We start from the raw sequence: 14,585 nt of genomic DNA on the forward strand, positions 1-14,585 counted from the left end.
CAGCCATACAAAGGATCAGGGTTGGAATGCCCCGATAAATATCGCCGGATCCACCCGCGCATCATTCAGGCTGACATTCCAGTGCATATGCGGCCCGGTCGCCCTGCCGGTAGCACCCACCTTGCCGACCACCCCACCACGCGCCAGCTGCTGCCCAACCTTCACATCGATCTTCGACATATGGCAGAACATGCTGATAAAGCCCTGGCCATGGTCGACAAACACCGTATTGCCATTGAAGAAGTAGTTACCAATCAAGATCACCTTGCCCGCGGCCGGGGTCTTGATCGGTGTCCCGGCAGGCACGGCGAAGTCCAGGCCTGAGTGGGGATTACGTTCTTCACCATTGAAGAACCGGCGCACACCGAACTTGCTCGACAGCGGGCCATTGACCGGCTTGTCCAGCAGCACATTACTCGGCGTATTCGGGCTGAAGGTGCGGTAGGCGGCGATCTGCTCGGCCAGCTCGCGCTCGATGCGCTTCAGGTTGTCCTGATCAGGATTGACCTGCTGGGTATTCTTCAGGGTGATGCGTTGTTCCGGGTATTTCTTGTTACCGACGGTGAAACCCAGGCTGCGCCCACCGCTGCTGATGGACTGGGCGCCCGGCTTGACCGTCAGCGGCACGCCGACAATCGCCAGCCAGTTGTTCTGTTCCTTGATCACCAATACAGGCTTGCCCTGATAACTGGCTTTCGGCGCTTGCACGGCAGCGCCCAGGTCGACCACCGCTACGCCGCCCGGCACCGGCTTGTTCAACAGGCGGGTGATGTAACTGTCGGCGTGGGCGTTGAAGGTCAGGCACAGCAACAGCAGCGGAGCTAAAAAACGCGGCATGGATCAGTCCAGTAAAGAGAGGGTGACGGGCGTCAGGTGATTGTCTTCGACCCGCACCTGCAGTTCGCCTTCACCCAATTTGGCCTTCAGGCGCTGGCCGGTGTGGGTCTGTGCGGCATTGCGGATTGCATTGCCACGCTCGTCGAGCAAGATGCTGTAGCCACGGCCGAGGGTCGCCAGGGGGCTGACCACGTGCAGTGTTTGCATCTGGCTCTGCAGTTGCAGGCGACGGTTTTTCAGGCCCTCGCGGATGGCGCGGGGCAAGCGTTCGGCGAGGCTGTCGAGACGTTGGCGCAGCATCGCCAATTGACGGCCCGGATGTTGCCCGGCCAGGCGGGTTTCCAGGCGGATCAGCCGTTCGCGGCGGGTGTTGAGGCTGCGTTCGAAGGCGCGGCGCATGCGCATGTCCAGGTCGTCCAGGCGTTGCGCTTGCTGGCGCAGGCGTTCGCCGGGATGGCGCAGGCGACGAGAGATGCCTTCCAGGCGCAACCGGTCACGCATCAGGCGATCGCGCATGCGCATCACCAGGCGCCGATGCAGGCTTTCGACCCGCCGTACCAGGTCGCTGGAATCCGGTGCCAGCAGTTCGGCGGCGGCCGATGGCGTGGGCGCGCGGACGTCGGCGACGAAGTCACTGATGGAGACATCGGTTTCATGGCCGACGGCGCTGACGATCGGTGTCACGCAGGCATCCACCGCACGCGCCACGGCTTCTTCGTTGAAGCACCAGAGGTCTTCCAGCGAACCGCCACCGCGGGCCAGGATCAACGCGTCGAAGCCGCGGGCGTCCGCCAGTTTCAGCGCGCGGACAATCTGCGCGGTGGCTTCGCGGCCCTGCACGGCGGTGGGGATCAGGGTCAGTTGCACCTGCGGCGCGCGGCGGCGGAACACGCTGATGATGTCGCGGATGACCGCACCGGTGGGCGAGCTGATGATGCCGATACGCTGCGGATGCGCCGGCAGCGGCACTTTGCGTTCGGCGCTGAACAGGCCTTCGGCGCTGAGTTTTTCCTTCAAGGCATCGAAAGCCAGGCGCAACGCCCCATCACCGGCCGGCTCCACGGTGTCGAGGATCAGCTGGTAATCGCCGCGCCCCTCGAACAACGAGACTTTGCCGCGAACCTTGACGGCCAGGCCATCCTTCAACGCCTGGCGCACACGCGCGGCGTTTTGCCGAAACAGCGCGCAACGCACCTGGGCGCCGCTGTCCTTGAGGGTGAAATACACGTGGCCCGACGCCGGCCGGGCGAGGTTGGAGATTTCGCCTTCGACCCAGATGTTGCTGAAAACGTCTTCAAGCAACACCCGCGCGCGGCCGTTGAGCTGGCTGACGGTCAGGACTTCGCGGTCCAGGCCGAGTCTTGCAAAGGGATCTTTAATCATGGGGCGCATGATAAAGGCAATCTCCACGGGAATGCACGATCCCCTGTAGGAGCGAGCCTGCTCGCGATGGACTTGAGGGCGACGCGCTTATCCATACATAACGCGTTATCGTTAACGTCCATCGCGAGCAGACTCGCTCCTACAGGGGTAGAGTCTGCTTCGCGATTCATGGATGACTGGGGAATTAATGTGCTTGAGTTGATGAGCCAATGGCCATTTGGCGCCACGGACTGGCTGGTAATCGGGTTGGGCATCGCCCTGGCCTACATCGTGTTCGGCATTGCCGGTTTCGGCACGGCGCTGGTGGCCGGGCCGATCCTGATCCTGTTCATGCCGCTGTCGAAGATCGTGCCGTTGCTGGTGTTGCTGGATTTTGTCGCGGCATTCGGCAATCTGTTGCCCTCGCGGCGTGATGTCGCCAAGCCTGAGCTGCTGCGATTACTGCCTTGCATGGCCGTGGGCTGCACGCTGGGCGTGGCTTTCCTGTTGAACCTCAAGTCCGATCTGTTGCTGCTGTTGATGGGGCTGTTCATCAGTGCCTATGCCATCTACAGCCTGTGGATAAAAACCCGCCCGGCGCAGTTGTCTGCCGCCTGGGCATTGCCGATGGGCACCGTGGGCGGGATGTTCGGGGCGCTGTTTGGCAGTGGTGGCTTTCTGTATGCGATCTATTTGAACGGCCGCTTGCCCAAGGAAGCGGCCCGCGCGACCCAGAGTGCGCTGATCAGTTGCAGCACGGTGGTGCGCCTGAGCCTGTTCATTGTCGCGGGTGTCTATGCCGAGCTACCCTTGTTGGTGCTGGCGTTGTGTTTGCTGCCGGCCATGGCAATGGGCCTGTGGATCGGTCGACGGTTGACCATGAAATTGTCGCGCGAGGCGTTCGTGCGGCTGGTGACCTGGCTGGTACTGGCCAGCGGTATCGCCTTGATCGGGCGTTACTTGAGTACTTGACCTCTGAAGCCCTGGGCTTAAGCTGCCGGGCTTCTTTCAAAGCGTTACAGCAGGCCGCCCCATGAATTCCCAAAGCATCATTGTCCCGAAAATTTCCACGCTGCCGGTGCATGAGCCACGGGCCCGGGCGATCGTGCGTTGGCTGGTGCGCAAGAACATCATCAACGAAGAGCTGACCACCTGTGGCCGCACCGGCAATCGCATGGGCCACGCCATCGCCGACGGTGCCCGGGCAGTGGTCCTGCATCCGCAAGCCTTGCCGTTCGGTGAGCCGGTCAATGGCCTGGAGATCGTCACCAAGCGCTGCATCTATACGCCGGCCAAGGGATTTCTTGGCGAGGCCGGTTGTGCCGAGTGTCGCAAGGAGATCGGTGAAGCGCTGTTTGAAAGCCTGGAAGACTGGATGCCCGGGCGTACCGACAACTTCACCTGCCCGGAATGCGGGCATGAAGACGACATCAACGGCTTTCTATTCCTGCAGGAGTGCGGGTTTTCCAACCTGGGCTTCATTTTCAACAACTGGGCCGAGGCGGGGTTCAAGCAGAGCTTTCTCGACGAATTTGCCGATTGGCTGGATCAGCCTGTCAGTTGGGTGAAAGTGGAGTTGTGAAACGGCTGATGGACCGCGTTATCGTTCTTCGCCGGCAAGCCAGCTCCTACAGATTCGGCGTGATCTTGTAGGAGCTGGCTTGCCAGCGAAGCTCTTCAAATCTCCCGTCGATCACCGCATCGATAATAGACAGAGTTTTACATTGAACCCGAGGGGGTGTCTGACTATAATGGCGCGCTTCCATTTTCCCGCTCGGGAGCCCCCGCGATGCTGCGTATCAGCCAAGAAGCTCTGACATTCGACGACATTCTCCTAGTGCCCGGTTATTCCGAGGTGCTTCCTAACGAAGTCAGTCTCAAGACCCGCCTTACCCGTGGCATCGAGCTGAATATTCCACTGGTTTCCGCCGCCATGGACACCGTCACTGAAGCCCGTCTGGCAATCGCCATGGCTCAGGAAGGTGGTATCGGCATTATCCACAAGAACATGACCATCGAGCAGCAAGCTGCCGAAGTCCGCAAGGTCAAGAAGTTCGAAGCCGGCGTCGTCAAAGACCCGATCACCATCGAGGCTGATGCCACGGTGCGTGACCTGTTCGAACTGACCCGCCTGCACAACATTTCCGGCGTTCCGGTACTGCACGATGGCGACCTGGTCGGCATCGTCACTTCCCGTGACGTGCGTTTCGAAAATCGCCTGGACGCCAGTGTCCGTGAAGTGATGACGCCTAAAGAGCGCCTGGTCACGGTCAAGGAAGGCGCCGACAAGAACGACGTTCGCGAGCTGCTGCACAAGCACCGCATCGAACGCGTGCTGATCGTCGACGACAAGTTCGCCCTCAAGGGCATGATGACCGTCAACGACATCGAAAAAGCCAAGGCTTACCCGCTGGCCAGCAAGGACGATCAAGGTCGTCTGCGCGTTGGCGCTGCCGTCGGTACCGGTAAAGACACCGGTGACCGCGTTGCCGCCCTGGTCAATGCCGGCGTTGACGTGGTGGTGGTCGACACCGCCCACGGTCACTCCAAAGGCGTGATCGACCGCGTTCGCTGGGTTAAAGAGAACTTCCCTGAAGTGCAGGTGATCGGCGGCAACATCGCCACCGGTGCTGCCGCCAAGGCCCTGGCCGAAGCTGGCGCTGATGCGGTCAAGGTCGGTATCGGCCCTGGCTCGATCTGCACCACGCGTATCGTCGCCGGTGTCGGCGTCCCGCAAATCAGTGCCATCGCCAACGTCGCCGCTGCCCTTGAAGGCACTGGCGTACCGTTGATCGCCGACGGCGGCATCCGTTTCTCCGGTGACCTGTCCAAGGCCATCGTAGCCGGTGCTTCCTGCGTGATGATGGGCTCGATGTTCGCCGGTACCGAAGAAGCGCCGGGCGAAATCGAACTGTTCCAGGGCCGTTCGTACAAGGCTTACCGCGGCATGGGTTCGCTGGGCGCCATGTCCCAGGCCCAGGGCTCCTCCGACCGTTACTTCCAGGACTCCTCGGCCGGCGCCGAGAAGCTGGTTCCGGAAGGCATCGAAGGGCGTGTTCCGTACAAGGGCACCCTGAGCGCCATCATCCATCAACTGATGGGCGGCCTGCGTTCTTCCATGGGCTACACCGGTAGCGCCAACATCGAAGAGATGCGCACCAAGCCTGAGTTCGTGCGGATCACCGGCGCTGGCATGGCCGAGTCCCACGTCCACGACGTGCAGATCACCAAGGAAGCGCCAAACTACCGCGTAGGTTGAGCCTTCAAGTAAAAAGTTAAGCAACCGGGGCTGTATTATTCAGCCCCGAGTTGTTTCTGAATCACGACTGTTTCTGAATGACTTAGACGAGACTGAATCATGGCCCTCGATATTCACGCCCACCGCATCCTGATCCTCGACTTCGGTTCCCAGTACACCCAGCTGATCGCCCGCCGCGTGCGTGAAATCGGCGTGTACTGCGAACTGCACCCGTTCGACATGGATGACGAAGCGATTCGCGAATTCGCGCCAAAAGGGATCATCCTCGCCGGCGGCCCCGAGTCCGTACACGTCGCCGACAGCCCTCGCGCACCGCAAGCGGTGTGGGACCTGGGCGTGCCGGTTTTCGGTATCTGCTACGGCATGCAGACCATGGCCGAGCAACTGGGCGGCAAGGTTGAAGGTTCCGAGCTGCGTGAGTTCGGTTACGCCCGTGTCGACGTGGTCGGCAAGAGCCGCCTGCTCGACGGCATCGAAGACCACATCGACGCCGACGGCCTGTTCGGCCTCGACGTGTGGATGAGCCACGGTGACAAGGTCACCCGCATGCCGGAAGACTTCCACATCCTGGCCAGCACTCCAAGCTGCCCGATCGCTGGCATGTTCAGCGACGAGCGTCGTTACTACGGCGTGCAGTTCCACCCGGAAGTGACCCACACCAAGCAGGGCGGTCGCATCCTGTCGCGCTTCATCCTCGAGATCTGCGAGTGCGAAGCGCTGTGGACCCCGTCGAAGATCGCTGAAGACGCCATCGCCCAGGTTCGCGCCCAGGTCGGCACCGACAACGTACTGCTCGGCCTGTCTGGCGGCGTTGACTCCTCGGTAGTTGCTGCGCTGCTGCACAAGGCCATCGGCGACCAACTGACCTGCGTCTTCGTCGACAACGGCCTGCTGCGTCTGCACGAAGGCGAGCAAGTGATGGCCATGTTCGCCGAGAACATGGGCGTCAAGGTGATCCGCGCCAACGCCGAGGACCAGTTCCTCGACAACCTGGCCGGCGAGTCGGACCCTGAGAAGAAGCGCAAGATCATCGGCCGTACCTTTATCGACGTGTTCGATGCCCAGTCCAACAAACTGGAAAACATCAAGTACCTGGCCCAGGGCACCATCTACCCGGACGTGATCGAGTCGGCTGGCGCGAAAAGCGGCAAGGCCCACGTGATCAAGTCGCACCACAACGTGGGCGGCCTGCCGGAAGAAATGAACCTCAAGCTGGTCGAGCCACTGCGTGAGCTGTTCAAGGACGAAGTCCGTCGTCTGGGCCTGGAACTCGGCCTGCCGTACGACATGGTCTACCGTCACCCGTTCCCGGGCCCGGGCCTGGGTGTGCGTATCCTCGGTGAAGTGAAGAAGGAATACGCCGACCTGCTGCGTCGTGCCGACCACATCTTCATCGAAGAGCTGCGCAAGGCCGACTGGTACCACAAGGTCAGCCAGGCATTCGTGGTGTTCCAGCCGGTGAAATCGGTTGGCGTGGTGGGTGATGGCCGTCGTTACGCCTGGGTCGTGGCCCTGCGTGCCGTGGAAACCATCGACTTCATGACCGCGCGTTGGGCACACCTGCCTTACGAACTGCTGGAAACCGTCAGCGGCCGCATCATCAATGAAATCGAAGGCATCTCCCGCGTCACCTACGACGTGTCGAGCAAGCCGCCAGCGACGATCGAGTGGGAGTGATCCCGGTCTGATTGATCGCCTGTAACACCGCAAAGGCCCCGTGAATGTGAATTCACGGGGCCTTTTGCGTATCAGGCTGCTACAGAGGGCAGCCGCCCTTCCAACGTGAGGCCCATGCGGTTGAGTGCGTGGGCAAGGCTGATCAGGTTTGCGAAGGTGATCTGATGCACGCCGGCCCAGGCAGGGCGGTTGATCCGAAAGCCGTTGTCCATCGTTCGCCCGATTGTCGTTCGCACAATCTGGCCAGCGCGGCTGCGATGAATCAGCGAGAAGGCATCCTGCGACCGTTCAATGGTGAACATGCCTTGGCGCATCAGCAGCTGATCGATCTGTTCGGGCGTTCGTTGAATGAACGGCGTTGGCGTCTGCAGGCTGATGTCGGCATACAGGGTGTCGGTATTACCGCGCATCGGGCCAAGTCCCCCCGCAATCTCATGGCCTACTTCGATACCCTGGTCGATGTCCAGGTCCAGAGGTTGATCGGGTTGCACTTCTTCTATGCGCAAACCGATACCACCTTCCGTTTCGCTGATGCCGGCCATTCCCCTGAACGTGTTGGTGTTTTCCTGCTCGGTGAGTACCAGCCATTTTCCGCCACCGTTGCGGGCTTGAGTGGCTTGCATGATGGTGTGGGTGAGGTAGGTCTTGATGGATTGCCGTGATCTGAGGCCCGTGGTCGTGTCCGTATAGCGATAACTTGCCAGGCAGTCAGTGGCCTGGACTCGAATACCGTTGCGTTGGGCCGTTTTGACGACCTCCAGCGGCGTGAACTGTCCCGCAGGATCGCCTGGCAGCTTTTGCAGGTACATCTTCAGCATGCCGCGCATCATCCCGGTCTCGGCGAAGCTGTTCAGCTCGACTTGACTGAAGTCGTTGAGCAGGCGATGCATGTAGAGCGTCTTGACGCCTTGCCGGGCAAACGTCGGCATGTTTTCAATCAGGAACCGCATGCTGGCAATGCGATCCTGACTTTCGCCGACCACCAGCCCCGGCGCTGCTTCGAATATCTTCTCGATGAGTTCGGTAACGGTTGTGGATGGCGTGATCGCGGGCTGGACCGGCCGGGGAGGCAGCGAGGCGAAAAAGTCCTGGGGCTTCTGGAATTCGATTGCATCCCTGACCAGTGCCGTGCGGCGTCCGGCGACGAACTCTTCGTAGGGGGAAAGCCCTCTAATGGACCCATCGTACATAGCGACGACTTTTATATGAGTTTCCGGTTCTCCCATCGCCAGGAAGTTCAGTGAGCGGCCGTTGGGGGCATCGTATCGGGTCAAGTGCGTCAGATCTTTCACTTTGGGCGGCACTGGAACCGTGGGCCGGGAGGGGCCGGGAACAGGCTTGCTGAGGCCTTTGCCGCCGCCGGTCAAGCGTAGTTTCGGTGCCAGCTCCCATTCACCTTCGGCATTCAGGCGTACCGGAATTGAGCCCGTGAAGGCATCAGGATTTTGCGGGTCGATGATGGCCCAGCTACCGCCGCCGTTGACGTCAGCTTCGTAACGTACGTAGTAAGCCCGTTCGTTGATCAGGATGGCGTTGGCAGGGTTTGAGTCCAGGGTGTAGATACTTTGGTATTTCCCGCTGGTGGCCATGGGGTAGCTTTCGAGGATTTCATTGCTCTGCCAGTGCTCTGGCACTTCAATAGCCTCCCCGGTTTCGTCGGGCAGGATTGGCAATACACTGGGTTCAAGTGGACCTTCTTCTGATTCGCCGGGCTCGTGGGGTTCTACGGTTTCCTGCTCCGGATCGATCGACTTGTCCAGCTCCGCAGCTTCAGTCTCAGCCGCAGCCCCGGCTTCGTCCAACACACTCGCGTCCCTGAGCAGCGGGATATTGAACAGCACATTGATGCCATCGAGCACCGCGCCAATCACGCCAGCCTTGCGATCAGCCGCAGTTTTGCCATTCACCGCCTTGTCGATGTTCAAACCCATCGCCGCAATGCTGGCCCCGATCACGGGCAAGGCGATGGGCCAGCCGAGCACCGCCAGTGGGCCGAAGACCTTCAAGCCGACAGTCAGGTAACCCAGCCACAGGTGTTCGCGCATTTGCCCATTGGTCACCAGGGTCAGATTGGCTTCCTCCAGCATCGCACCCTGCACGGCCCGGCTCTGCCAGGTGAACACGTCGCCGCTGACGGTGATGTTTTTCTGATTGATCAGGTGATGATCGTATTTGCCCCAGGTGCCGACCAACTGGTTCATCAGTGGGGTGATGTTGTCGTGGACCTCCTTGCGAACCGACAGTGGGAAATGGGTCATGAATTCGGTTCGGGGTTGCTCTTCGTTCATCTGCAACAGCATCCACCAGTGTATGTCGGTGGGCGTCGGGTGCACGTGGAAAGGTGTGGCTGCGCCAGGTACGTAGGTGATCTGCCGACCGTTGCGGTCGACGATGCGCAGGATGTCGGTGGCGACATGGCCTGCGACATCCAGCGCACAGACTTTCAGATCCGCAGGCACGGTGTTTTGCGCCCTTAGGGTCGCCAGGGTGACAGGCCAGGTCGTGTCGCCAACGGCGGCCCTGACGACGGTCTGGAAGTCCTCTTCCCCCAGTTGCCCGCTCTCGCGCGCCTCTATGGCTTTACTGAAGTAGTTACACTTGGCCAGGGTCCGATAGTCATCGAAATGCTTGGTCCAGAAGACATTGAATCGGGTCAGGTAGCGGTCACTGAGGTTCAGCTCCCAAAGGTCGGCGAGCACCTTGCTGGGGTACATCCGCACTTCATTGGTTTCGTTGTAGAGACTGGCGTTGGCATCTGCGGTGTAGAACCCGCCATTGCTGTTCAGTTCGAGGGCATCGTCCTGGTCGGTCACGCGAAACCGATGTATGACCAATTGCGTCAGTGTGAACGACTCACTGGGTTTGGGTGCGTGTTCCCACCCCAGAAAGGCCTTGGTGCTGCTGGCCGAGACATTGTCGAAACGATGCCACCAGACCTGGTCCGGATCGTAGCCGGTGATGCCGTGTTTTTTCAGGATTTCACTGGCGACGGCATGGGCTTCTTCCAGCAGGCCGGGGCAGGCGGTCACGACGACGGGCGCAATGAGTTTGAGCTGTTCCCGGTCGGCGGCATGGGTTGCGGCTGGGATGGTTTGATCGCTAGGCATGATCTCGTTCCTTGAGAGGTGGGCCTGCGAGGATTGCCCAGTTGCTCAAGGAGCGTGCACTACATAGTTATGCCTGCACGCGGTTCAACCCTCTGCCGGGTCAGCGTCGCGCCACGTCCGAAAAGTAGAACTTGTCGAGGGTATGCCGTGATTCCGTGTACTCGAACTGCCGGCCGTCCTGCAGAAACGTCTGGTTGCTGACCACGATTACATGGCTCTGGCCGTCGAGGTCCAGGTGTTGCTGGTCGTCCTTGCTGCGGGGCACGGCTTCAATGGTGCGCTGGGCGTAGGCGATTTGCAGTTGCAGGGTCTGTTCGATGAAGGCGTAGATCGAGTGTTCGGCGATGTCCCGTGAGAGTCCGGGAATCACGTCGCTGACGAAATGGTTGATGTCGAGGATCACGCGTTTTCCGTCGATCCGCCGTACGCGCTTGATCCTCGTGATCAGGCTACCTTCTTGCGCCTTGATGTGTTCCAGCAGCGCACCTTCGAGAGGGATCTGGCTGAACTCGACCACCTCGGTGCTGACGTCGTTGCCCAGTCGCGGATAGGTCTCCTGGAAGCTGACGATGCCACCCAACTGGAATTCGATCGGGTTGGTCGACAACACAAAGGTGCCTTTTCCGTGGACTTTCTGGGCGAAACCGCGCTCCTGCAGTTGCTCGATGGCCTTGCGCACGGTGCCGCGACTGGCCTGGTAGCTGTCCATCAGTTCGGTTTCGGAGGGCAACCGGGCGCCGCGCTCCAGACGTTCGGTGGTGATGCTGGCAAGCAGATCGCTGTAGATCTGGTTGTATTTACTCATGGGGATGGCTCTGTGCCGCAAAGTACTCGAGGTTTCGAACCTTAAGGGCAGGGTAGGGGTTTGTCCATGTGGGTTTAGGATTTCATCGTCTGTGCGGGTAGGAAAAATCGCCGCCTGTCGGGTTACAGATAAACAAATTCAAACTCGTCTGTACGAGTTGTTGATTTAACTCGTACAGACGAGTACTTTTCGCTTCGGCGTGCTGCCAATAACAAAAAACCACAGCGGAAGAACAAGCATGAGCCACGACTATCCGAACATCGTCAGCGAGCTGCTGCAAAGCCTCGGTGGCAGCGACAACCTTGAGCAGGCCGCGCATTGCGTCACGCGTCTGCGCCTCGCCCTCAAGGATCCACGCCTGGTCAACAGCGCCACGCTGAACCAGATCGACCTGGTCAAAGGCTCATTCTTTACCGGCGGCCTGTTCCAGGTGGTGATCGGCCCTGGTGAGGTGGAGAAGGTCTACGCAGAATTGCGCCATCAAACCGGTCTGGCCGCGTCGACAATCGCCGACGTCAAACAGAAAAGTGCCGAAAAGATAAACGCCATGCAGCGCCTGGTGCGGGTGTTTTCCGACGTGTTCATGCCCATCTTGCCAGCGTTGATCATTGCCGGCCTGCTGATGGGCATCAACAACCTGATCGGCGCCAAGGGCATGTTCATCGAGGGCCAAACCCTGCTGGACGCCTACCCGAAGCTTGACGGGCTCTGGAGCCTGATCAACCTGATGGCCAACACCTCGTTCGTGTTCCTGCCTGCGCTGGTGGGCTGGTCAGCCGCCAAGCGATTTGGCGGCAGCGAAATCCTCGGCATCGTGCTGGGCCTGATGCTGGTTCACCCCGATCTGCTCAACGCCTGGAATTACGGCAAGGCGGTCGCCGGTCTCGAGGGCCAACGCTTGCCGTACTTCGACATCCTCGGTGTGTTCCAGATCGAAAAGGTCGGTTATCAGGGGCAGATCCTGCCCATCCTGCTGGCGGCCTACGTGATGAGCGTTATCGAAAAATGGCTGCGGGCGCGAGTGCCTAATGCGGTGCAATTGCTGGTGGTGCCGATCACCACCATCGTGGTGACCGGCGTGCTGGCGCTGGCGGTCATTGGCCCGGTGACCCGGCACCTGGGGATTCTCATTACCGAAGGGGTGGTCACCCTGTTCGATCTGGCGCCGATGGTCGGCGGTGCGATCTTCGGCCTGCTGTACGCCCCCCTGGTAATCACCGGCATGCACCACATGTTTCTTGCGGTCGATTTGCAGCTGATCTCGACCCAGGGCGGCACCTTTATCTGGCCCATGATCGTCATGTCCAACCTCGCCCAAGGCAGCGCGGCGCTCGCGGTGTTCTACATGACCCGTAGCGTGCGGGATAAATCCATGGCGTCGACCTCAGCGATTTCGGCCTTTTTCGGCATCACTGAGCCGGCGATGTTCGGGGTCAACCTGCGCTACAAGTTTCCGTTTTACGCCGCACTGATTGGCTCGGCATTGGCGAGCATCTTCCTGTCGCTGAACAAGGTCCAGGCCTCGGCCATCGGTGTCGGCGGCTTGCCGGGATTCATCTCGATCATTCCGCAGTTCATCCCGATGTTCGTGATCGGGATGATCATCGCCCTGGTCGTGCCGTTTGTCCTGACCTGTGGGTTGAGCATGAAGATTGTCCGGCCCGGGTATCGGGTCGCCTGATAGATCGCATTCGCGGGCAAGTCGAATCGTCGCACCGCTCGCTCCTACAACGGAAACGCGCCCCTGTAGGAGCGAGGCTTGCCCGCGAAGGGGCCCGAAAGGCCGGTACAAAACTTACTGAAGGAATCCGCCATGCAAGACTGGCAACGTTCGGTTATCTACCAGATCTACCCGAAGAGTTTTCACAGCCACGCGGGCAACCCCACGGGTGATTTGCTCGGTGTCGTGGCCAAGCTCGACTACCTGCACTGGCTGGGTGTCGATTGCCTGTGGCTCACGCCGTTCCTGCGTTCGCCCCAGCGCGACAACGGTTACGACATCAGCGATTACTACGCCATCGATCCCAGCTACGGCACCATGGCCGACTGCGAGTTGCTGATTGCAGAGGCCGGCAAGCGCGGGATCAAGTTGATGCTCGATATCGTGGTCAACCACACCTCGATCGAGCACACCTGGTTCCAGCAGGCGCGCAGCAGTCTCGACAATCCGTATCGCGACTTCTATATCTGGCGCGATCAGCCCAATAACTGGGAGTCCAAGTTTGGTGGTTCGGCATGGGAGTACGAAGCGCAGACCGGCCAGTATTACCTGCACCTGTTCGATCACACCCAGGCCGACCTGAACTGGGACAACCCGAAGGTGCGCGCCGAAGTGTTCAAGATGATGGAGTTCTGGCGGGATAAAGGTGTCGGGGGGTTCCGTCTGGACGTGATCAACCTGATCTCGAAACCGGCGGACTTTCCCGAGGACAACACCGACGGCCGACGCTTCTATACCGACGGCCCGAATGTTCACCAATACTTGCAGCAACTGCACCGCGAAGTGTTCGAAGGGCATGACCTGATCAACGTCGGCGAGATGTCGTCTACGAGTCTCGACCACTGTATTCGCTATTCGCGGCCGGACTCGAAAGAACTGTCGATGACCTTCAATTTCCACCACTTGAAGGTTGATTACCCAAACTTGCAAAAGTGGGTTCGCGCCGATTTCGATTTTATCGAACTCAAGCGCATCCTCTCCGACTGGCAAACCGGTATGCAGGCCGGTGGCGGTTGGAATGCGCTGTTCTGGTGTAATCATGACCAACCGCGGGTGGTCTCACGGTTTGGTCATGACGGAGAACATCGCGTGGTGTCGGCGAAGATGCTCGGCACCGCGCTGCATTTTCTCCAGGGCACGCCATTTGTATATCAGGGCGAAGAACTGGGCATGACCAATCCGGGCTTCGATCACATCGACCAGTACCGTGATGTCGAAACCCTGAACATCTTCCGGCTCAAGCGCGAGGGGGGTATGAGCGATGCCGACAACATGGCGGCGATCATGCAGAAGTCCCGCGACAACAGCCGAACACCGATGCATTGGAGCACCGGACCAAACGCCGGTTTCAGCACGGCGCAACCCTGGATCGGCGTACCGGCGAACGCGTCGCAGATCAATGTCGCCGCTCAACTCGACGACCCGGATTCAGTGCTGCACCACTACCGCCAGTTGATCAATTTGCGGCGTACCGAAGTGCTGATATCCGACGGTGTTTACCGTCAGTTGTTGCCTGGGCACGCGCAAGTCTGGGCCTATGTTCGGGAAGGAAGCGGCGAGCGTCTGTTGGTAATTAACAACTTCTACGGGACGCCTTGCGAAGTTGAATTGCCGGATGCAGTGATTGCTGAATTCATGAGTCAGCGCCTGGTCATCAGCAACTATGCGGACTGTCCGCCGCGAAATCGGCAAGTGTTTTTACGACCCTATGAGTCGTTTGTCCTGCACTTGAACGACCACTAACCCCTCACCAGAAAGCACCGTTTCAAAAACACGCAGAACGCTGCGCGGGGGACTTTTGCGCGCCGATTTTGCTGC

The 14,585-nt window shown here is 59.9% G+C and carries 10 protein-coding genes; 6 read left to right on the plus strand and 4 right to left on the minus strand.

What is annotated here, in order from left to right; genetic code table 11:
* Positions 1-15 precede the first annotated feature (15 nt).
* Both HFK74_RS25335 and xseA read right to left on the minus strand, forming a co-directional pair.
* On the minus strand, positions 16-837 hold the full coding sequence (locus HFK74_RS25335; RefSeq protein ID WP_180205860.1) for a M23 family metallopeptidase: 822 nt from the start codon (positions 835-837) through the stop codon (positions 16-18).
* 3 nt (positions 838-840) lie between these two features.
* On the minus strand, positions 841-2,220 hold the full coding sequence (gene xseA / locus HFK74_RS25340; protein WP_032831500.1) for an exodeoxyribonuclease VII large subunit: 1,380 nt from the start codon (positions 2,218-2,220) through the stop codon (positions 841-843).
* Positions 2,221-2,403: 183 nt separating this feature from the next.
* Between xseA and HFK74_RS25345 the strand changes: the two genes are divergently transcribed.
* The 4 genes from HFK74_RS25345 to guaA all read left to right on the plus strand — a co-directional run bounded on the left by HFK74_RS25345 (position 2,404) and on the right by guaA (position 7,135).
* The gene (locus HFK74_RS25345) at positions 2,404-3,171 is read left to right on the plus strand and encodes a sulfite exporter TauE/SafE family protein (RefSeq protein ID WP_180205902.1); all 768 of its coding nucleotides are present in this window, start codon (positions 2,404-2,406) and stop codon (positions 3,169-3,171) included.
* 61 nt (positions 3,172-3,232) lie between these two features.
* Positions 3,233-3,781 (plus strand): sugar ABC transporter ATPase, encoded by a 549-nt coding sequence (locus tag HFK74_RS25350; protein ID WP_180205861.1) that lies wholly within the window; start codon positions 3,233-3,235, stop codon positions 3,779-3,781.
* Positions 3,782-3,988: 207 nt separating this feature from the next.
* Complete coding sequence (guaB, locus tag HFK74_RS25355) at positions 3,989-5,458, plus strand: IMP dehydrogenase (RefSeq protein ID WP_095193736.1); 1,470 nt, start codon at positions 3,989-3,991, stop codon at positions 5,456-5,458.
* Positions 5,459-5,557: 99 nt separating this feature from the next.
* Positions 5,558-7,135, plus strand: coding sequence for a glutamine-hydrolyzing GMP synthase (guaA, locus tag HFK74_RS25360; protein WP_180205862.1), 1,578 nt, complete (start codon positions 5,558-5,560; stop codon positions 7,133-7,135).
* A gap of 71 nt (positions 7,136-7,206) precedes the next feature.
* On the opposite strand, the gene HFK74_RS25365 is transcribed toward guaA, so the two are convergent.
* The gene (locus tag HFK74_RS25365) at positions 7,207-10,242 is read right to left on the minus strand and encodes a membrane-targeted effector domain-containing toxin (protein ID WP_180205863.1); all 3,036 of its coding nucleotides are present in this window, start codon (positions 10,240-10,242) and stop codon (positions 7,207-7,209) included.
* 100 nt (positions 10,243-10,342) lie between these two features.
* Positions 10,343-11,047 (minus strand): trehalose operon repressor, encoded by a 705-nt coding sequence (gene treR, locus HFK74_RS25370; protein ID WP_180205864.1) that lies wholly within the window; start codon positions 11,045-11,047, stop codon positions 10,343-10,345.
* Between the two features lie 238 nt (positions 11,048-11,285).
* Between treR and treP the strand changes: the two genes are divergently transcribed.
* Together treP and treC are read left to right on the plus strand one after the other, a co-directional pair.
* Positions 11,286-12,728, plus strand: coding sequence for a PTS system trehalose-specific EIIBC component (treP, locus tag HFK74_RS25375; protein ID WP_180205865.1), 1,443 nt, complete (start codon positions 11,286-11,288; stop codon positions 12,726-12,728).
* 132 nt (positions 12,729-12,860) lie between these two features.
* Positions 12,861-14,510, plus strand: a complete 1,650-nt coding sequence (treC, locus tag HFK74_RS25380) for an alpha,alpha-phosphotrehalase (protein ID WP_180205866.1) — start codon at positions 12,861-12,863, stop codon at positions 14,508-14,510.
* Positions 14,511-14,585 lie beyond the last annotated feature (75 nt).

Source organism: Pseudomonas sp. SbOxS1 (assembly GCF_013416725.1).
Taxonomy (GTDB): domain Bacteria; phylum Pseudomonadota; class Gammaproteobacteria; order Pseudomonadales; family Pseudomonadaceae; genus Aquipseudomonas.